The sequence below is a fragment of the Mesorhizobium sp. M1396 genome (assembly GCF_040317725.1).
In the GTDB taxonomy this organism is placed as follows: domain Bacteria; phylum Pseudomonadota; class Alphaproteobacteria; order Rhizobiales; family Rhizobiaceae; genus Mesorhizobium.
In genome coordinates, this window is sequence record NZ_JAMYLA010000069.1 from 1 (window position 1) to 18346 (window position 18346).

Annotated in this window: 20 protein-coding genes; 9 read left to right on the forward strand and 11 right to left on the reverse strand. The window is 63.1% G+C overall.

Annotation, left to right across the window (positions count from 1 at the left end; translation table 11 throughout):
* The 3 genes from NKH02_RS30375 to NKH02_RS30385 form a co-directional block, all read left to right on the forward strand.
* Positions 1-502 (forward strand): TCP-1/cpn60 chaperonin family protein (locus NKH02_RS30375; protein ID WP_352883333.1); only part of this gene is annotated, 502 nt, incomplete at its 5' end.
* Between the two features lie 151 nt (positions 503-653).
* Complete coding sequence (locus NKH02_RS30380; RefSeq protein ID WP_352870515.1) at positions 654-812, forward strand: hypothetical protein; 159 nt, start codon at positions 654-656, stop codon at positions 810-812.
* A gap of 267 nt (positions 813-1079) precedes the next feature.
* Positions 1080-1394, forward strand: a complete 315-nt coding sequence (locus NKH02_RS30385; protein ID WP_352883334.1) for a GYD domain-containing protein — start codon at positions 1080-1082, stop codon at positions 1392-1394.
* Between the two features lie 78 nt (positions 1395-1472).
* Here NKH02_RS30385 and NKH02_RS30390 read toward each other — a convergent pair whose 3' ends face one another.
* Positions 1473-4859: an autotransporter outer membrane beta-barrel domain-containing protein gene (locus NKH02_RS30390; RefSeq protein ID WP_352883335.1), complete on the reverse strand. Its 3387-nt coding sequence runs from the start codon at positions 4857-4859 to the stop codon at positions 1473-1475.
* Positions 4860-5320: 461 nt separating this feature from the next.
* On the opposite strand from NKH02_RS30390, the gene msrC reads away from it, so the two are divergent.
* Positions 5321-5818 carry a free L-methionine (R)-S-oxide reductase MsrC gene (gene msrC / locus NKH02_RS30395; RefSeq protein WP_352871408.1) on the forward strand — a complete coding sequence of 166 codons (498 nt, stop codon included), beginning with the start codon at positions 5321-5323 and terminating at the stop codon, positions 5816-5818.
* A 29-nt stretch (positions 5819-5847) separates the two neighbouring features.
* Here the strand turns inward: msrC and NKH02_RS30400 are convergent, their stop codons facing one another.
* Positions 5848-6897, reverse strand: coding sequence for an alpha/beta hydrolase family protein (locus NKH02_RS30400; protein ID WP_352871409.1), 1050 nt, complete (start codon positions 6895-6897; stop codon positions 5848-5850).
* Between NKH02_RS30400 and NKH02_RS30405 the strand changes: the two genes are divergently transcribed.
* On the forward strand, positions 6869-7063 hold the full coding sequence (locus NKH02_RS30405; RefSeq protein WP_352871410.1) for a hypothetical protein: 195 nt from the start codon (positions 6869-6871) through the stop codon (positions 7061-7063). The two genes, NKH02_RS30400 and NKH02_RS30405, sit on opposite strands and share 29 nt — an antisense overlap.
* A 32-nt stretch (positions 7064-7095) precedes the next feature.
* Here NKH02_RS30405 and NKH02_RS30410 read toward each other — a convergent pair whose 3' ends face one another.
* The 3 genes from NKH02_RS30410 to NKH02_RS30420 form a co-directional block, all read right to left on the reverse strand.
* A complete protein-coding gene (locus tag NKH02_RS30410) occupies positions 7096-8145 on the reverse strand; it encodes a helix-turn-helix domain-containing protein (protein WP_352883336.1) in 1050 nt (349 codons plus the stop codon).
* A 105-nt stretch (positions 8146-8250) separates the two neighbouring features.
* A complete protein-coding gene (locus tag NKH02_RS30415; protein WP_352871413.1) occupies positions 8251-9306 on the reverse strand; it encodes a YeiH family protein in 1056 nt (351 codons plus the stop codon).
* Between the two features lie 105 nt (positions 9307-9411).
* Complete coding sequence (locus NKH02_RS30420; RefSeq protein WP_352871414.1) at positions 9412-9798, reverse strand: ester cyclase; 387 nt, start codon at positions 9796-9798, stop codon at positions 9412-9414.
* A gap of 751 nt (positions 9799-10549) precedes the next feature.
* Between NKH02_RS30420 and NKH02_RS30425 the strand changes: the two genes are divergently transcribed.
* From NKH02_RS30425 to NKH02_RS30440, 4 genes are all read left to right on the forward strand, one after another.
* The gene (locus NKH02_RS30425) at positions 10550-11017 is read left to right on the forward strand and encodes a GNAT family N-acetyltransferase (RefSeq protein ID WP_352883337.1); all 468 of its coding nucleotides are present in this window, start codon (positions 10550-10552) and stop codon (positions 11015-11017) included.
* Positions 11018-11172: 155 nt separating this feature from the next.
* Positions 11173-12606: an aldehyde dehydrogenase family protein gene (locus tag NKH02_RS30430; protein ID WP_352871418.1), complete on the forward strand. Its 1434-nt coding sequence runs from the start codon at positions 11173-11175 to the stop codon at positions 12604-12606.
* 182 nt (positions 12607-12788) lie between these two features.
* A complete protein-coding gene (locus NKH02_RS30435; RefSeq protein WP_352871419.1) occupies positions 12789-13034 on the forward strand; it encodes a type II toxin-antitoxin system ParD family antitoxin in 246 nt (81 codons plus the stop codon).
* Positions 13024-13323, forward strand: coding sequence for a type II toxin-antitoxin system RelE/ParE family toxin (locus NKH02_RS30440; protein ID WP_352871420.1), 300 nt, complete (start codon positions 13024-13026; stop codon positions 13321-13323). Before NKH02_RS30435 ends, NKH02_RS30440 begins: the two co-directional genes overlap by 11 nt.
* 154 nt (positions 13324-13477) lie before the next feature.
* On the opposite strand, the gene NKH02_RS30445 is transcribed toward NKH02_RS30440, so the two are convergent.
* The 6 genes from NKH02_RS30445 to NKH02_RS30470 form a co-directional block, all read right to left on the reverse strand.
* Positions 13478-14236, reverse strand: coding sequence for an amino acid ABC transporter ATP-binding protein (locus tag NKH02_RS30445; protein WP_352883338.1), 759 nt, complete (start codon positions 14234-14236; stop codon positions 13478-13480).
* Positions 14237-14262: 26 nt separating this feature from the next.
* Positions 14263-14937 (reverse strand): amino acid ABC transporter permease, encoded by a 675-nt coding sequence (locus tag NKH02_RS30450; protein WP_352871421.1) that lies wholly within the window; start codon positions 14935-14937, stop codon positions 14263-14265.
* Positions 14934-15605 carry an amino acid ABC transporter permease gene (locus tag NKH02_RS30455; protein WP_352883339.1) on the reverse strand — a complete coding sequence of 224 codons (672 nt, stop codon included), beginning with the start codon at positions 15603-15605 and terminating at the stop codon, positions 14934-14936. The genes NKH02_RS30450 and NKH02_RS30455 overlap by 4 nt, the downstream gene beginning before the upstream one ends.
* Before the next feature lie 169 nt (positions 15606-15774).
* Complete coding sequence (locus NKH02_RS30460) at positions 15775-16563, reverse strand: ABC transporter substrate-binding protein (protein ID WP_352871423.1); 789 nt, start codon at positions 16561-16563, stop codon at positions 15775-15777.
* 112 nt (positions 16564-16675) lie between these two features.
* On the reverse strand, positions 16676-17839 hold the full coding sequence (locus NKH02_RS30465) for a saccharopine dehydrogenase family protein (RefSeq protein ID WP_352883340.1): 1164 nt from the start codon (positions 17837-17839) through the stop codon (positions 16676-16678).
* On the reverse strand, positions 17836-18336 hold the full coding sequence (locus tag NKH02_RS30470) for an Lrp/AsnC family transcriptional regulator (RefSeq protein ID WP_127271168.1): 501 nt from the start codon (positions 18334-18336) through the stop codon (positions 17836-17838). The genes NKH02_RS30465 and NKH02_RS30470 overlap by 4 nt, the downstream gene beginning before the upstream one ends.
* Positions 18337-18346 lie beyond the last annotated feature (10 nt).

Genomic DNA, 18346 nt, shown 5'->3' on the forward strand with positions numbered 1-18346 from the left:
CGTCATTCGCGTCGGCGGCGCCACCGAGACGGAAGTCAAGGAAAAGAAGGACCGCATCGACGACGCGCTGAACGCAACGCGCGCCGCGGTTGAAGAAGGCATCGTGCCTGGCGGAGGCGTGGCGCTGCTGCGTGCCAGGTCGGCACTGGCCGGCTTGAATGGCGCCAACGCCGATGTCACCGCGGGCATCTCGATCGTGCTTCGGGCGCTCGAAGCGCCGATCCGCCAGATCGCCGAGAATTCCGGCGTCGAAGGCTCGATCGTCGTCGGCAAGCTCACCGACAGCAAGGACCACAATCAGGGCTTCGACGCCCAGAACGAGGTCTATGTCGACATGATCAAGGCAGGCATCGTCGATCCGGCGAAAGTGGTGCGCACCGCGCTGCAGGATGCCGGCTCGATCGCGGCCCTTCTGATCACCGCCGAAGCGATGATCACCGACATTCCGCCGAAAGACGCTGCCCCGGCAGGCGGTGGCGGCGGCGGCATGGGCGGCTACTAAAGATTCAGTCGGCCTGCGAAGGTGGCTTCATAAAAGCCACCTTTCAGACCTGACCTGAATCAGCCACCCCGGCTCTTCAATGGAGCCTGGATAACTACCGCCGGGGGTGTTTTCTCCCGGCGTGCAGGCCTCTAGCCCAGGAGACGGATCCATGATCACGTTCGTGCGGAAGCCAGAGACGGTCGTCACGACCGAAAAAACCGAGGAAAGCCGCTTCGACCGCATCCGCAGGATTGCCGCCGACAAGCACAAGAAATCCGATTCCAACACGGCGACGCCATCAAAGAGCGAACCCAAACGCCCGATGTGAAGCTGCGGCGCCGCCGCCACTTTCCGGCCCGAGCTCGATGCCATTGGCCGAGCCGGGATCCAGCCAGGATCACCTCCGCAATCCCGGTGGCTGTCTATCGGCCTGTCTAGTATTGTCAATATATTAGCTAAGGCGCATATTTCTCGGGCAGCGGGCCCTCGGCCGCCAACGCGTCCAAGGGCGCCTGCGATTGTTACCGAAAAAATCACTCCGTGCCGCTCGAATTATGGAGCAGCCACGAGACCGTGACATTTGGAGGAAATACCCATGAAAGTGACTATTTTGGCAAACTATGCGCCTCATGCCGCCAAAGGATTGATGCAAGGCTCGGACAGGCAAGCCGCGGTCAAGGCGCTTTTTGAAAGCGTTGGCGGCAAGGTGACCAGCATGATGTTCACGCGCGGCATCTATGACGTCGTCGTCAATGGCGAGGTGCCGGACCAGTCAGCCGGGATTGGCATGTCCCTCGCGGTGCGAGCGAGCGGCTCGCTGACCGACATGGTCGTACTGGAAGAGCTCGACATGAAGGCAGTGCTCGCGGCCGCCAACAAGGCTGCCAGCGCGTACAAACCCGCCGGCTGATGGACTTGCCTTCTTGATCAAGGCAGCACGGTTCGATGGACGTGCCGTGCTGCCGAGTGTAGGACAGGGCAGCATCACTCACCACTTGACGCGGAAGCCCAGCGAGCCGGTCAGCGCGTGACTATCACCGAAGTCTTCCAGGCCCGTTCGGGCCACGGCTTCGCCAAACACCGAGAACCTGTCGTCGGCCCAGTTGATCGTGCCGCCGATGCCGAGGCCGCCCCAGAGCTGCTCGTTGCGGCTCGAAAGGCTGCTGCCGGCGAGGTCGACCGACGAGCCATCGCCGAAGTCGTAATAGAGGTTGGCGATGCCGTAGAGGTTCGTGTGGCCGGCGCGGCCCGTGCGGTCCTGCCACTGCGTCTGGTGGTCGAGCGAGAGGCCGAGGCGGCCGAGCAGGCTGTCGTTGGAGCCGGGAGTAACCCTTGCGCCGAAGGCGTCGGTGAAGGCGTCTAGGTCGACGGAGGACCAGGCCAACTGAGCTTGTGGCGTCAGCGACCAGCTCGGGTCGAGCATGATGCGCTTGCCCGCTTCGACGCCGAGCGCGTAGCCGACGCCGTTGTTGCCGTCGACGAGCCGCTGTCCGGCGGTCGCCGAGTCGAGATTGCTGTCGTACCAGATCACCTGTGCCTGGCCGTCGAGGTAGAAGCCCTCCGCGCCGTACCAGGTCAGCGAGCCGGAAACGCCGGTGCCGGTCGTATCGATCGACCCGCTGCCGAACACCGACGACACATCGGCGGACACCGCGCCATACTGGAAGGCAACGCCGCCGATGAGCCGACCGGCCGCGCTGTCGGACAAAAGCATGTCGGCGCCGGTCTGCAGCCTCCAGGTCGAGGTGTCGTAAGTCGTTGCGGTGGTGGAGCTTTGCGGATCGTAGGAGCCGCTGGTGCCTTCGATCCTGCCCCACAGTCCGATGCCGGCCTCCGCCTTCACATCATCGGAGACCCCGTCGGCGCCTTGTGCTTCGATGGTCCATGAGCGGTTGCCGAGCCGCTGTTGGAGCGTACCCAGTTGGTTGAAGCTCTGCAATGTACCCGCATAGGCCTCGTAGAGTGGCGCGCCGGCCTGATAGAGCGGAGTTCCGGGTCCGCCATCATCGATAAGCGCGGAACGCAAATACCAGTCGCCGTCGGCGGGTGTGCTCACCCCGCCCTCGTAGAGACTGTAGGCATAGGCGCCGCCGACGACCGCTTCTTCGCCTTCGAAGGTGTAATTGCCCTTGAGCGAGAAGGTGCCGGTCGAGACGCCGCCGACATCGACGATCTTGATGCCTTCGAGCGTTTGGTCTCCCGCGCCGCCGAAATTGGCGACCTGGAGCGTGCCCGTCCCCGATGTGCCGCCTGCGACAACCAGCATGTCGGTCACCGAACCGTCGGCACCGAGCGCGGTGTTGAGGACGACGGTGCCGCCATTGCCGACATAATCGCCGCTGATGGTCAGCGTGTTGCCGAGGCCGCCAGCGGCGATGCGCACCGTTCCGGCGTTGGTCAACCCGGCAAGCGTCTGGGAGGTGCCGGCAAGGTCAAGCGTGGCGCCAGAGGCGACGGAGAACTGCGAGGAGGTACTGAACGCCTTGGCCGCGCCCGCGGCGAGCGTGCCGCCGCTGACCGACGTGGCGCCGGTAAATGCCGAGTTGTCCGAGGCGAGCACCAGCGTGCCTTGGCCATCCTTGACGAAAGTGCCGGCGCCCGAGAGCACGCCGGCATAGCTGGCATTGGCCGTCTGGTCGAAGGTGAAGGAGCCGCCCGCGCCGATCGAGACATCGCCGCCGAAGCGCTCGGCCGCCGAGACGAGGCCACCCTGGTCGATGGTCCAGTCGAGCAGCGAGGTGCCTGCAAGCGTCAGCGTGCCGGCGCCGTCCTTCACCATCGCGCCTGTGCCGGAGATATCGCCGGCAAAGCTGGCGTCCGCCGTCTGGTCGAACACGACAGTGCCGGCATTGCCGATGTCACCGCGGATCGAAGCCGCGTTGCCGACCAGCGTGCCGGCCAGGATGCGCGTCCCGCCCGTATAGCTGTTGTTGCCTGAAAGCGTCAGCGTGCCGGCGCCATCCTTGTTGATAAGACCATCGCCGGTGATGTTGCCTGACAGGGCAAGATTCGCATCGGTTAGAAACGTGCCGCCATCGTCGCCCAAGACGATATTGCGGGCGCTGGTGAACGCGGCCATATTCTGCAGCGTGCCGCCATTGAAGGTCAAGCCGCCGCTCGAATTACCCAGATTGCTGTCGCTCGATATTTGTAGGATGCCGCCGCTCAGCGTCCACGGCGTGATGGCGGCCGTCGTCCCTGTCAGCGTCCAGGTGCTGTTCCCTGTCTTCTCGTAAAACCCGAACCCGTCGTATTTGGCGCCAGCGCCGATCTGGGACACAGCGAAACTGGTGCTGGTATCGCCGCCCAGCTTGAAAGTGTCGGCGGAGCTGAAGGCAACGACATTGCCCGTGATGGTCGAGCCGGCCTGAATCTCCAGCGAATTGACTCCGCCGGTGAACTCGATGGCTTTGCCGGCTATCGGTGTTCCGCCGCCTGCACCGACGGCGCCGCCGCTGATCGTGCCCGCATTGATGATGGCGATGTTGGCGCCCTTGATCCCCGCGCCGCCATCACCGGCTGTCCCGCCCTGACCACCAGTCCCGCCAATGATCGTCGCCCCTGTCGCATTGATGATGGTTCCGCCCGACAGCAACAGAACACCGGCTCCGCCGTCGCCACCGCCGCCCGTGATGGTTCTTCCGCCTGTTCCCCCAAGCAGATTTCCGCTGTTCTCTATCGTTCCGCCACCGGTCAGGACGATGGCAGCACCGCCACCGCCACCGCCGCCCTGCGAGGTGCCGCGGCCGCCAACGCCGCCCCTGACGCTGCCGCCGGCTTCGACGATTACATTGGCTGACGAAAACATACCGACGCCACCACCTCCGCCACCGCCATTGGAGTTAGTGCCCCCAACGCCGCCGGTGCCACCTGTCACCGATCCGCCGCTGGTGACGATACTGTCCGCCGTGGCACTGACGCCGACACCGCCACCGCCACCGCCACCGCCCCTGGCGGTACCGCCCACGCCAGCGGCACCAGCACCGCCGGTCCCACCGCTGACGCTGGTGGAGATAGTCCCACTTGTGGAAATGACCTGGCCCGTAGCACCGGTCGCACCGGGAACGCCGTTTGGGTCGCCAAATGTCGTCGAGGTTCCTCCCGATCCTCCTGGAGCGCCGTTGCCCGTTGTGAGGTCAACGCCGCCGCCGCCGCCACCGGCGGTCGCGCCATTGGCGGCATTCTGACCTGTGGCACTTGCGGGCGCGCCGTCAACGCCTCCCTGTCCAGCACCTGCGCCGCTGCCATTGCCGCCATCAGCCCAAGCGGGCGCGGCGCTCAGCGCAAGGGCGACAGTAAGGATCGTAATGACAGAAGCGCTGGAACGGAGCGATACGGCCGGCTTGCGGCCGGAACGGATATGCGTGGCGAACATCGGTATGGCCCCTAATATCCGAGGCCGCCGCCCCGACTCATTTTTCTGATTTTTTACGACGCAGAACTTCGCCCCGCAATAGACCTATATTCGGGAGGACTACCAAATCGCTAATGTTGGCAAGGAAAGGCAAGCCTGTGATGTTTGCGCGACAGAATATTTTAAATTAGCTTCTGCTTGTTAAATGGAAGTTCTGTTAAATGACGTGGATCCGCTCGTCGGCTGCAACGTCGGCTATCAGTGACCGTCGCAAGGTTCGCCGTGAATACGGTGGCCGGTGCCGCGCGATGCTGCTGAAGGCAGGGGGCGGCACACGAGCCCGGACTATCAGTTGAATGCGCTTCTGCTGGCTTTGACCGGGATTCACGCTAGGTTGTTCCGGTGGTCGTTGGGCGCGGGGCTTGCCGGACTTTGGCAAGCGACCTGTGCGAAGCCGCGATCCTCGATACGGAGACAAGTTCATGTTTACGGCCAAGGCCATCGACACCTCGGACAAGGCCGCGTTCTACCGCGACCTCGCCACCCAACTGAAGGCGCTGCTCGAGGGCGAGCGCGATTCGATCGCCAATGCCGCCAACACCGCCGCGCTGATCTTCCAGATGGTGCCGGACCTCAACTGGGCGGGGTTCTATTTCCTGCAATCGGACGAGGAAATGGTGCTCGGGCCGTTCCAGGGCAAGCCGGCTTGCGTGCGCATCGCCGTCGGCAAGGGCGTGTGCGGAACGGCGGTCGAGCTCGGCACCTCGATGCTGATCAAGGACGTGCATGATTTTCCCGGCCACATCGCCTGCGACGCCGACTCGCGTTCGGAACTGGTGGTGGTGCTCGAGGACGATCAGGGCGTCTTCGGCGTGCTCGACCTCGACAGCCCGCTGCCGGCCCGCTTCGACAAGGCCGACCAGGCCGGCATCGAGACGCTGGCGGCGATCTACGTGGCGGCGAGTTCTTTCGAGGACTGAAGCGCGGCCTGACTGCAAGGCGGCCGAACCTACGGCCCAGCCTTCAGCGCGCGGTTGAAGGCCGCTGACACCATATCGATCAGCTGCGTGTGGATCTCACCGCGCGATCGTCCTGCACCATCATCGCACACCGGGTCGCCTATCTCTTCGGATACGATGATGCCGGAGGCGCCGGGTTTGCATTCACCGAACATGCTGTAGTGGCTTGCATCCTCGATCGTCGCATAGCTCGCCTTTGAAATTGCTTTTGCGATCCCGGATGCGTCGGCAGTCGCGGGGATCTTGCCAGGCCGGCCAAGGTTGACGATGTCGACCGGAATGTTGATGCCGGCAAAGCTTTTGGTGTCAAAGACATCGGAGGGGGCGGGATCAATTGCCATGGCGAAGCGAATGCGCCCGTCCCTGTTGTCACGGCCGGCGGGCCGCAAATCCATGGCGTGGAGATCGACTCCGCTTTGCCTGACCCATTCGCAAAGCGAAGCGTTGAGCAGGTCCGTATCGCAATAGGACGCGAGCAATTTCGGGTCGACGCGCGCACCGGCTATCGCGAGCGCGGTGTTGCCGCCCATGGAAAGACCGATGACGCCCACTTTGCCTTGCTCGAGATGCGCTGAGAAGAAGGCGTTCTTCTCCGTTGCGGTCAGGGTTGCCGTGAGATCGGCGGGCCGCAACCAGAGTTTCATCGTCTCGGCGGCGGAATTGTTTTTCCCCGTATTTCCCGGATGTGTGGGAGCGGCGACGACGAATCCCTGCCTGGCCAAGGGCGTCGCGATCCAACTCAGGGCTTGCGGGTTCCCCGCCAGACCGGCGCCGTGCGAAAGCAGGATGAGCGGAAATTTTCCGCCAGCGATCGGCGCGTCGCGCATGGCCGAAGTCCCGACGAAAAGCGCGGTGTCGCCTGATATAACCATCTCACCGCCCGGTTGCGCCGGATACCAGACCGTCACATCGAGATCGATGCCGCGCTCCTTGGATGGGGCGGGAAGCTGACGAACGCCGACAATGTCGCCGGCGTCGGCCGCGTGTTGCATCAGCGCCGTGGAAACAGCGATGGCACAGAGCGTGATCCAGAATTTCATTGAAATCTCCGTTGTCGAACACGGGCTTTGGCTGGCGAGCCCGGAGGCTCAGCGTCCGGGCAAGTGGCGGTCATGTTCGATTGCTGTGTTGACGCCCCGATATCAGCGGATCGGTGCGAAGCCCGCGACCTCGATCGCGTTCGAGGACGTGCTTTATCGCGATTGAGCACCGTTCAGTGCGGAATGGCGCTTCCTGGTTCAGCCACTCACGGCGCTCGCGAGCGCGGGCGATTGCGCGCTCCGGTCGCGCCAGGCGAGCGGCGTCATGTCGGTGACGCGGCGGAATTCGCGGTGGAAGTTCGACTTGGTCTGGAATCCGACCGCAAGCATGATTTCCGTCACCGACTGATCGGTCTCGCTCAACAGCCGGCAAGCCTCGGTGACGCGGTACTCATTGACATATTGCGACACGTTCCTGGCCGTGGCCCTGTTGATCGCGGCCGAAATCTGCCGTGCCGGAATTGCGGCACGCCGGGCAAGGCGGTTGAGGTTGAGATTGGCGTCGCGATAGAGCTTTTTCTCCTGCATCAGTTCGTTGACCCTGGCGATCGTCTCGGCATCTTTGCCGGCATCGGATGGGGACGAAGCCTCGGCGGGCTCGGCGGCATTGATCGGCACATGGCTTTGGCTGGCAGCCGCCGCCGCCACGCCGACAAAGACGAGGATGAAAAGATTGGCGACACCGATCACGGTCGCCGCGCAAGCGCTTTGCCCGTACGCAACCTCGAAGGAAACCAGCATGTCGACCATTCCGGACAGGCACAGCGTCACGGCTGCGGCAACTATGGCCCGATAGGCCGGGACCGCCCCGTCGAAAGGGGCAAGACGCAGGCCGTCGGCGCCGGAGCGAAGCAGCCAGAGAATGGCGGCGGCGTAGATGAACTCGATTGATATCAGCGCCACGTCGACCACATCGCGCCAGAAGAGGACCAGCACGAGGACGAGGGCGGCTGGCGTTGCGTGAAGCACCAAAAGGGCCGGCCATCGGCGGTCGCTGGTGCGGATGAGCTTCGAGACGCCGACGTAGAGCAGCGACGGCATGATCGCGGCAGATACGGGCGCGACATAGCCGACTTCGCCGACGCCATAGCCCCACCGCAGTCCGGTGAACACCGATTGCAGCGCGGCTAGCAGGATCAGGCCAAGAAACGGCAGGTTCGGTGCCGCCTCATCCTCCCGCCTAGCGACTCCCCAAAGCAGGATGAACAGCAACAGGGCGACGACAAAGGGCAGGGGCACAAACGGCATGGTCGGTTGGGGCTCGTATGCTGATACGCAGTGGAGCCTAGCCGATGTGGTTTTGATTCCCAAACGCGCTTGCGCGGACCGGGCCTTTGGCTCCCGGAATTATGCTCATGCGAACTTCACCAGCATCAGGCTGAAGCAGCCGATGAACAGGAAGGCCGAGAAGGCGAGCGCCAGCGGGCGCAGGCCGCGTGAGCGCAGCCGCGAAATGTCTGCCTGCAGGCCCATGGCGGCCAGCCCCATGGTCAGCATGATGGTGGTGGCGAGCGCCATTGCCGACTTCACCTCGGCCGGCACGGTGACCAGGCTGTTCAGCGCCACGACGGCGACGAAGGCGGCGACGAACCACGGCATGGGCGGCCGCGCTGCCGACTGACCGCTGCTTTTGCGGCGGGCCATCAGGCCGAGCGCGATGACCATCGGCGCCAGCATGGCGACGCGGGTCAGCTTGGCGACGGTGGCGATCTCGCCGGACTGGGTGCCGTTCTGGAAGCCGGCGCCGATGACTTGCGCTACCTCATGGATGGAGGCGCCCGCCCACAGGCCGAAAGCGTGCTGGTCGAGGCCGAGCATCGGCGCCATGAGCGGGAAGCCGAGCATGGCGACGGTGCCGAACAAAGTGATCGAGGCGACGGCATAGGTGACGTCCTCGTCGCGCGCATCGGTGACGATGTTGGTGGCGACGATGGCCGAGGCGCCGCAGATCGAGGTGCCGGCGGCGATCAGCCGCGCCAGCTTGGCGTCGACGCCGATCAGCCGGCCGAGCGTGATGGTGAAGACGAAGGTGGCACCGAGCGTGGCAGCGACGATGCCGACGCCGCCGGCGCCGATCGACACCACCTGGCCAAGCGTCAGCTGGAAGCCGAGCAGCACGATGGCGAAGCGCAGGAGCCGGCGCTGCGAAAACGCGATGCCGGCCTTGGCGTGGGCAGGCGTGCCGAGCACGTTGGAATAGATCATCCCGGCGACGACGGCTGTTATCATCGGGCTGAACAAAGCGAAGCCCGAGACATTGCGGGCCGAGAAGGCGACGGCTGTAATCATCGCGACCAAGACGATTCCGGGGACGACGCCATTCCAGTCGAGGGATTTTCGTCCTTGGGCGAGCTCGGCGGAAATCAGGCTATTCGGAATATCGTTCGTGATGTGGGTAAAGGAAGACAATGTAATGCTCCGGGTGGGCATGCCGGAGGAATGCCATTCCAGAACCAATCTTTCCAACGAATTATTTTCGTTAGAACGATCGATTTTTACGAACGATAGCTTTGACTAAAGCTGCGCTTCGATGGCCGCCTTGTCGATCACCGACCAGACGTGCCTTATCCTGTCATCCAGAAATTCATAGAAGACGTTCTCGCTGAACGAGACTTTCCTGCCGTTGACGGGCAGGCCGAGGAAGTTTCCGATCGGCGTGCAGTTGAATTGGAGCCGGCTGGCTATGAAGGGCGTATCCGAGATCAGCAGTTGGATGTCGAAATAGAGGTCCGGAATTTCCCGGAAATCCCGCTCCAGCATCTCTTGGTAACCCGCCAGCCCGACCCGGTCGCCATTATAGTGTACCTCGTCATGGACGAAGCGATGCAGCCGCGCCCAATCCTGATTGTTGAGGCAAGCGATGTAGCCGCGATAGGCGTCGGCGAGGTCGGTGTCGGTCACGGCATTGCTCCGGTGCTGGCGTCCTTGGAAAGGTCTCGGTCGAGCAGGAAGATAGAACGACGGCGGATTCAATCCAGATGGATTGCGCTGCTGGTGCCACGGGGGGCCGACTCCTAAAGCGCGTCGCGTTCGCATGGATTCATGCGACGGGTCTTTTCCAGGCATGGAGCCCACCATAGGTCGAGCACGCGCTCTACGACCGCGTCGCCATCCCGGCCAATTCCTTCGCCAGGATGGTGGTGTTCGCCATGAGCCAGCCTGACGAGGTCGACATCAACGAGATCCTTTTAGGCCGACGGCGCGGAAGTATTGAGGACGCAAGGCTTGTGTCCGGATCGGGCGGGAGCGGCTCAGTTTGAAATTTGGCTTTGTGCGAACTCGCGTTCAGGATGGCAACCATCCCCACCGTCTTGTTCAGCGTCCCGGTCATATTTTTCCATCGATCAAATTGCCGTTGGCGCAAAGTATATAGCGATTCCATGCCCAACAGGCGCGAGGACCAGAACCGCGTTTTGCCGATGCGAGACGCGCTATCGATCGAGCGGCGCCTTGACAGCGCCACGCTTCCTGCTTCAGCTTGAGGCCATGCTCGTTCTCGCGCCCGCCACCGACAAGCGACGCCGCCCCCGCACCATGCGGAACGGCAAGCTGATTGCGCGACGACAAAGGCCGGCGGAATAGATCCGGTTCGTTCGTTTCCAGCCCCGCCCGCGACATAAGCCGGTGGGGTTTTCATGTCTGGAGCACTTTCATGACCATCGTTTCTTCCATCCGGCTTCGGCCGGCCGTGCCGGCGGATGCCGCCGCGATCAGGAATATCGTGCGGGCCGCCTATGCCAAATGGGTGCCGGTCATCGGCCGCGAGCCGCTGCCGATGCGCACCGATTACGACAAGGCCGTTGCCGAGCATCCATTCGATCTCGCTGTCGAGGATGGCGGCATTGTCGGGATGATCGAAACCATCCTGACCAACGATCACCTCTGGATCGAGAATGTCTGCGTCGCACCGGATGAGCAGGGCAGGGGGATCGGCCGGCTGCTGCTCGAGCGGGCCGAGCAGAAGGCAGTCGAAGCGGGTCGCCTCGAGATTCGCCTGCTGACCAATGGCGCGTTCGAGGCCAATGTCTCGCTCTACAAAAAGCATTGCTATACGATCGACCGCGAAGAGCCGTTCATGAACGGCGTGACGGTCTATATGAGCAAACGATCGGCAGGCTGACGCAAACAGCCAGATTGCCGCTGGCCCTGGCTCAACGACTGACGCACTGGCTCAACGACTTCGGGGGTTGCGTTTGACAGCGGCGTTTGTGCATCGTTATCTCCAGCCACATATGACGGCCGGTACCGCCACGCGGTGCATCCCAAGGAGAAACCATGTCACACAATCTGCGGTTCTATATCGATGGCGCGTGGGTCGATCCTGTTGTGCCCAACACGTTCGACGTCATAGATCCGTCGAACGAGGATGCCTTCGCGCAAATATCGCTCGGCTCCAAGGCCGATGTCGACAAGGCGGTGGCCGCCGCCAAGCGCGCCTTCAACAGCTTTGGTTTCACCGAGGTCGGCGAGCGGCTCGAGCTCCTGAACCGCATCATCGCGATCTACAAGAAGCGTAGCCCCGATCTGGCGATTGCCGTGTCGCGTGAGATGGGTGCGCCGCGCCAGATGGCGTTGGACAGCCAGGTCGGCATCGGCCTTGCGCATTTGCAGAAGATGGCGGACGTGCTGAAGACGTTCGAATTTCGCCACGTGAAGGGCAACCATCTGGTGGTCAAGGAACCGATCGGCGTCGTCGGTCTGATCACGCCGTGGAACTGGCCGCTCAACCAGATCACCTGCAAGGTCGGTCCCGCTCTCGCCGCCGGCTGCACCATGGTGCTGAAGCCATCCGAGATCGCGCCGCTCGACGCCATCATCTTCGCCGAGATCCTCGACGAGGCCGGCGTACCGAAGGGCGTGTTCAACCTCGTCAATGGCGACGGTCCGGGCGTCGGCCAGGCGCTGTCCAGCCATCCCGACATCGACATGATGTCGTTCACCGGTTCGACCCGTGCCGGCATCCTGGTGGCCAAGGCCGCCGCCGACACGGTCAAGCGCGTGCATCAGGAACTTGGCGGCAAGTCGGCCAACATCCTGTTCGGAGACGTCGATCTCGCAAGCGCCGTCACCAAGGGCGTCGCCAGTTGCTTCAGCAACAGCGGCCAGTCCTGCAACGCGCCGACGCGCATGTTCGTGCCGCGCGACCGCCATGACGAGGCTGCCGGCTATGCCAAGGCGGCTGCGGAAAAATTCACCGTCGGCCCCGCCGATGCGGCGGGCACCAAGCTCGGCCCGGTGGTCAGCCAGATCCAATTCGACAAGATCCAGGACCTGATCCAAGCCGGCATCGACGAGGGTGCGACGCTGGTCGCCGGTGGCCCCGGCCGTCCGGCCGAACTCAACCGCGGCTACTATGTCAGGCCGACGGTGTTCGCCGACGTCACCCACGACATGCGCATCGCCCGCGAGGAGATCTTCGGGCCGGTGCTGACGATCATGCCCTATGACAGCGTCGACGAGGTGATCGCCACCGCCAACGACACCGTCTATGGCCTCGCCTCCTACATCCAGGCCAAGGACATGAAGAAGGCGCGTGAAGTGGCGGCGCGCATGCGCACCGGCAATGTCTACATCAACTATCCCGAGTGGGATGCCGGCCTGCCGTTCGGCGGCTACAAGCAGTCGGGCAATGGCCGCGAATACGCCGAATACGGGCTCGAGGATTTTTTGGAGATCAAGGGCATCGCCGGGTATGAGGCGGCCGAGTAGTGTTTGACATTTTTTGGGGGCGCGGCCGGTGCCGATCCCACTAGGGAACTCTAAGGGCGCGGGCGCGCCCTTGCCATTTGGAGTCCGTCGACCGACCGGGACCTTACCCCTTCTGGGCGCCACAACATGGACATATACCAATTTTTGGTATATGTTTGCATCGTTACCTCAGGGTGAAGCTCATGTCCCGAAATACCTCTGTTTCCCTTGGCGACCATTTCGCCGGCTTTATCGATACGCAGGTTCAGACAGGCCGTTACGGTTCGGCGAGTGATGTCGTGCGTGCAGGCCTGCGGTTGCTCGAAGAGCATGAGGCCAAGGTCCGTGCCTTGCAAAACGCACTCATTGCCGGCGAGGAATCTGGCGTACCCGTTGCCTTCGATAGCACTGCATTCCTGAGGAAGATGCGGGCCAAGCATGCCAAATGAGAGCCGCCAATATCGACTCTCACCGCTCGCCGAAGCTGACTTGGAAGATATCTGGCTCTACACGTTCAAACACTGGTCGCTTGAACAAGCGGATCGGTATCACCACGATCTGATCGGTGCTATCGAGGCCTTGGCCAGCGGCGTCAAAAACGGCCGCCGCACCGAAGTGCGCGAGAACTATTTCAAATATCCCCTCGGTCAACACTTCGTTTTCTTCCGTCAATCCGAAATGATCCTAGATGTCATCCGCATCCTGCATCAACGAATGGACATCGAACGACATCTGTGACGGGCGAAGTGCGTTTGCTACCAAGATCCGTGCGATTTGGCGGGAATGGCAGTGAATCGCACCCTGGATATTGGCCTTTTCAGCAACGATAACAGTGGGATCGTTACCGGCCGCCCGAGAGAGAGCCATCGACTGACAGGCTCCACACCGCGCCTTAATGCCTGAGAATCTTGCTCAGAAAAGCTCGGCTGCGGTCGGTCTTGGGGTGGGAGAAGAACTCGTCGGGCGTGCCGCTTTCGACAATGGCGCCGGCGTCCATGAACACCACGCGCTGGGCGACCTTGCGGGCAAAGCCCATCTCGTGCGTCACCACCATCATGGTCATGCCTTCCTCGGCGACCGCCACCATGACGTCGAGCACTTCGGAAATCATCTCGGGGTCGAGTGCGGAGGTCGGCTCGTCGAACAGCATGATCTTGGGCCGCATGCCGAGGCAGCGCGCGATCGCCACGCGCTGCTGCTGGCCGCCGGAGAGCTGCGCCGGATAGGCATTGACCTTGTCGGCCAGCCCGACCTTGGCCAGTAATTCGCGGCCGGCCTTTTCGGCCTCGGCGCGCGGGATCTTGCGGACATGGATGGGGGCCAGCGTCACGTTTTCGAGCGCGGTCTTGTGCGGGTAGAGGTTGAACGCCTGAAAGACGAAGCCGATCTCGGTGCGCAACTGCGTTATGTTGGTGGCGGGATCGCCGAGGCGCTGGCCGTCGACTACGAGGTCGCCGTCCTTGATCGCCTCCAGGCCGTTGACGCAGCGGATCAGCGTGCTCTTGCCCGAGCCGCTCGGGCCGCAAACGACGACCACTTCGCGCGGCTCGACGCTCAGCGTAATGTCCTTCAGCACGTTGAGCGAGCCGAACCATTTGTTGACGCCGCGAAAGTCGATCATGCCGGTTTTTGTCAGGCTTGGGTTGCTCATGGCTGTTGGCCCTTTGGAATTCGCTGTCACAGCTGCACCTCGCCATGCGCCGCACCCATGCGGCGTTCGAGCCGGCGGGCAAGCATGATCAGGGGATAGCAGACGATGAAATAGCCGACGCCAACGAGGAAGAAGACCAAGAGGCCGTTCGGCACACGCTGCACCACCAGCCAGCCGACGCGGGTGAGGTCGGTGAGGCCGATCGCCGAGACGACGGAAGAATCCTTGATCAGCAGCACATACTGCCCGACCAGCGGCGGCAGCACGATGCGCATCGCCTGCGGCAGCACCACCTGGCGCATGCGCTGCCAGCGCGACAGGCCCGACGCGAGTGCCGCCTCGACCTGGCCGGTCGGTACCGAGCGGATGCCCGCGGCGACGATCTCGCAGATGAAGCACGCGGCCAGATTGGTCAGCGCGATGATGCCTGCGGTGAAGGCGTCGAGCTCGATGCCCAACTCCGGCAGGATGAAGAAGATCAGGAAGATCTGCACCAGGAACGGCGTGCCGCGGATCAGATCGACCCAGGCGCCGATGGCGCCTGATATCAACCGGTTGCCGCCGGTGCGCAGGATGCCGAGGCCGAAGCCGAGCGAGGTGCCGAGCACCAGGCTGATCAGCGACAGCACCACGGTCATGCCGAGGCCGCGCAGGGCCAGTGGATAGGAGCCGGCGAGGCTTTGCAACTGTTGCCAGATCATGTCCGCGCCCCCGCGGTGCCGAGCCAGCGGCTGGAGAGGCCAGCCAGTCCCTTCAGTCCGTAATAGAGCAGCAGGTAGAAGGCGGCGATGGTGAGAAAACCTTCCGCCGGCATGAAGCGGTCGGAGGCGAGCAACTGGCCGGCGCGCGTCAGTTCGGAAACCGAAATCAGTGACAGCAGTGCGGAATCCTTGACCAGCACGATCGCCTGGCCGAGCAGCGGCGGGATCGTCACCTTGAAGGCTTGCGGCAGGACGACCAGGCGCATGCGCTGGACATAGGTCATGCCCGAGGCGACGCTGGCTTCCACCTGGCCGCGCGGGATCGACAGGATGCCGGCGCGAATGATTTCAGCGATATAGGCGCCGCTGTTGAGCGATAGCGCCAGGATGCCGACGACCAGTTCGGGCAGGACGAAGCCGAGCCGGGGCAAGCCGAAATAGAGGAAATAGAGCTGCGCCAGCAAGGGCGTGGCGCGCACCGCGTCGATATAGCCCTTGGCCGGCACGCGAAACAGCCAGCCGCGCTGCAGGTTCATGGCGCACAGCACGATGCCGACAATGAGCGCGCCGACAAAGGACAGCGCCGACAGCCAGACGGTCGTGATCAGACCCTGCCCAAACAGAGGCAGATATTCGACGATGGTGCGGAAGCTGAAATTTTCGAGCATGGGCGCGCGGCGGTGAAGAGGGAAGGGCGAATAGCGAATAGCGAGTAGCGAATAGCGAATAGCGAATAGCGAATAGGGGAGTAGAGGAGTAGGGAGCAGCAGAGCATGGCCGGAACGGCCATTCCCTACTTGCTACTCCCTATTCGCTATTCCCTTACTGGCTAATTCCTCAGTGATCTTTCTTCCAGGCGTCGGAATTGACCCAGTAGTCGAGGTTCTTCTGCAGGCGGCCGTCGATGCTGACCTGGTTGAGGAACAGGTTCATCCAGACCAGCAGTTCCGGCTCGTCATAGCGGGTGGCGAAGGCAAGCGGTTCCTTCGACAAAAGGTCCGGCATGATGGTGAAGGAGCCGGCCGGATAAGCGGTCGACTGGCCCTTGACCGCCGAGATGTCGTTGACGCCGCAATCGGCCTGGCCGTTGTTGACGGCGTCGAGCAGCAGCGGACCGCCGCCCTTGTAACTCTTGATATCGGCATCGGGGAAGGCGGTCTTGGCTTCCTTTTCGCCCGTGGCGCCCAGCAGCACGGCGATCTTGGTGCCCTTGGCCTTGCAATCCTCGGTGGTCTTGAACTTGCTGTCGGCCTTGGTGAAGACGGTGCTGCCCGTATACATGTAAGGCGTGGTGAAGGCGACCTTCATGCCGCGCGCCAGCGTCGGCGTCATGTCGGCGACCAGCAAGTCGGCCTTGCCCGAAAGCAGCGCCGGGATCAGCCCGTCCCAGTCGAAGTCGAGGAAGGTGATCTTGACACCCATTTCCTTGGCCATCAGTTCGGCGAGTTCAACCGAACTGCCGGTGCGTTCGCCATTGGCGCCGACCAGTGAGAAGGGAGGTCCCTGGGTCTGCACGGCGACGCGCAGTTCGCCGCGCTTGGTGATGTCGTCCAGTGTTCCGGCTGTGGCGGCAGTGGTGAGCCCAGCGAGCGCAAGTCCGGCGATGAAAAGTCTGGCAATCTTCATTTTGGTAGTCCTCCTTGTTTTATTGTTCCACGTCTTCGTTATTTTTCACCCTTTGGGGGTGCTTTTTTGAGCGGCGGCGCCGTTGTCGGCGGCGGCCACCGTTCGAAAATCCTCAGTCCCAGGCCACCGTTTCGGTGACCTTGATGCCGCGTCTGGCAAGCTCGTCGAAGAAGGGCTCGTCAGGCACATCGAGCAGCGGATTGAGCAAGCCGGGTCTGGTGATCTCGCCACGCGCCAGCATCTGCGCCACGATGCTGGCGGGATAGCCGACGCCGAGGCTCATGCCGAACAGGCCCGAAGCCAGGTCGCGCTCGATGATCAGGTCCGACGTCACCGTCTTGGCGCGGCCGTCTTCGAGCCCGGAAAAGACATTGCGCATCACGCACAGATCCTTTTCGCCGGGGCCATATTGCAATTGGGGCCCGAGCAGCCGGCCGAGGAATTCGCGCGGACTGTTGGAGGTGCCGGGTACCTTGTCTTCGGAGAGGAAGCCGAGTTCCTTCAGCGGCGCCCAGAAGGCCGACCATCCCGGCCAGCGCAGCGTGTAGCGGCCGGAGCGGCGCAACCCCTTGGCTGCGTCCAGCATCTCGACATAATGCAGCGCATCGCCATTGGGGAAGGCTTCCAGCCTGCCGAGGCCCGCGACTTCGATCTCATGGATGAAGGGATTGGCGTGCTGCTGGCCGGCCGGCACCGCGACGCGTTCGCCATCCTCGATCATCACGCTGTCGCGGTTCTGGCTGACCAGGACCATGTCGAAATTCCAGCTCACCTTGTAGCACAGTGGTTTGGCCATCGCCTTCGGCTCGGGGATACCGCCGCAATAGGAATCGATTGCTGTGATAGAGTCGAACTGCCTGGCGGCGCGCGCGTAGAGCACGAGGTCGATGCCGGGGTCGAGCCCGCATTCGGTCATGATCGAGACGCCGGCCTGTTCGGCGGCCGGCGCCAGGTCGGCGATCGACTTGGCGTAATTTGTGGTAACCAAGGGCGTGCGGGTGGCGATCGCGGCCTGAACCGCCTCGCGCATCAATGGCTGCGGCAACAGGTCGATGACGGCGTCGACATCATCAAGTACATTGGCCAGCGCCGGGCCGATCGCGCCTTCAGGCACGACGAAGCGTACGCGGGCAAGATCGGTCAGGCCGGCAAGCCGGGCCGGGCCGTCCGCTGCGGTGTCGACGCAGACGATTTCCTCGACGCCGTCGCAGGCGACGAGGTCGGCGATCGCCGCGCGGCCTTGCAGGCCGAGGCCACCGAGTACCGCGATCTTCATGCCGGCTCCTTGCGGTCGTCCGACCAGCAGCCTTCCGGCAGGCTGACCCATTTGTTGCAGGACGCCATGACGACGAAGGTCTCGCTGCGCACGACTTCGCCCGGTTCGCCGGCGCCCGGGATCAGCTCGCTGGTGACGCGGTAGAGATCGGCGACGTCGCCGGCCACCGTCACATCGACGATGATGTCGAAGCGCCCGGTGACCACCGAGGCCGAGTTGACGAAGGGCAGTTCGGAGATACGCTGCGCCAGCTCGCGGGCCCGGCCGCGTCCTTGTGCGTTGATGCCGACAATGGCCGAGATCAGTTCGGGGCGCTCGGTCAGATTCAAAAGGCCGACGATCTTGAGCAGGTTGCGGTCGAGCAGATTGCGCAGACGCGTGCGCACCGTCGGCACCGAAATCGCCAACATCTCGGCGATGCGGTTGATGCCCGGCTGTGCGTCCTGCGACAGCTGTTTGACCAGCCGCCGATCGGTCAGATCGAGATGTTCCCGCAAAGTCCCGTCT

Excerpts from the sequence above, each read along its gene's own strand:
- NKH02_RS30400 (WP_352871409.1), bottom strand. The coding sequence starts at position 6,897 with ATGAAATTCTGGATCACGCTCTGTGCCATCGCTGTTTCCACGGCGCTG.
- msrC (WP_352871408.1), top strand. The coding sequence starts at position 5,321 with ATGTTTACGGCCAAGGCCATCGACACCTCGGACAAGGCCGCGTTCTAC.
- NKH02_RS30405 (WP_352871410.1), top strand. The coding sequence starts at position 6,869 with ATGGCACAGAGCGTGATCCAGAATTTCATTGAAATCTCCGTTGTCGAA.
- NKH02_RS30450 (WP_352871421.1), bottom strand. The coding sequence starts at position 14,937 with ATGATCTGGCAACAGTTGCAAAGCCTCGCCGGCTCCTATCCACTGGCC.
- NKH02_RS30430 (WP_352871418.1), top strand. The coding sequence starts at position 11,173 with ATGTCACACAATCTGCGGTTCTATATCGATGGCGCGTGGGTCGATCCT.
- NKH02_RS30380 (WP_352870515.1), top strand. The coding sequence starts at position 654 with ATGATCACGTTCGTGCGGAAGCCAGAGACGGTCGTCACGACCGAAAAA.
- NKH02_RS30425 (WP_352883337.1), top strand. The coding sequence starts at position 10,550 with ATGACCATCGTTTCTTCCATCCGGCTTCGGCCGGCCGTGCCGGCGGAT.
- NKH02_RS30465 (WP_352883340.1), bottom strand. The coding sequence starts at position 17,839 with ATGAAGATCGCGGTACTCGGTGGCCTCGGCCTGCAAGGCCGCGCGGCG.
- NKH02_RS30455 (WP_352883339.1), bottom strand. The coding sequence starts at position 15,605 with ATGCTCGAAAATTTCAGCTTCCGCACCATCGTCGAATATCTGCCTCTG.
- NKH02_RS30435 (WP_352871419.1), top strand. The coding sequence starts at position 12,789 with ATGTCCCGAAATACCTCTGTTTCCCTTGGCGACCATTTCGCCGGCTTT.
- NKH02_RS30385 (WP_352883334.1), top strand. The coding sequence starts at position 1,080 with ATGAAAGTGACTATTTTGGCAAACTATGCGCCTCATGCCGCCAAAGGA.
- NKH02_RS30390 (WP_352883335.1), bottom strand. The coding sequence starts at position 4,859 with ATGTTCGCCACGCATATCCGTTCCGGCCGCAAGCCGGCCGTATCGCTC.
- NKH02_RS30410 (WP_352883336.1), bottom strand. The coding sequence starts at position 8,145 with ATGCCGTTTGTGCCCCTGCCCTTTGTCGTCGCCCTGTTGCTGTTCATC.
- NKH02_RS30440 (WP_352871420.1), top strand. The coding sequence starts at position 13,024 with ATGCCAAATGAGAGCCGCCAATATCGACTCTCACCGCTCGCCGAAGCT.
- NKH02_RS30460 (WP_352871423.1), bottom strand. The coding sequence starts at position 16,563 with ATGAAGATTGCCAGACTTTTCATCGCCGGACTTGCGCTCGCTGGGCTC.
- NKH02_RS30445 (WP_352883338.1), bottom strand. The coding sequence starts at position 14,236 with ATGAGCAACCCAAGCCTGACAAAAACCGGCATGATCGACTTTCGCGGC.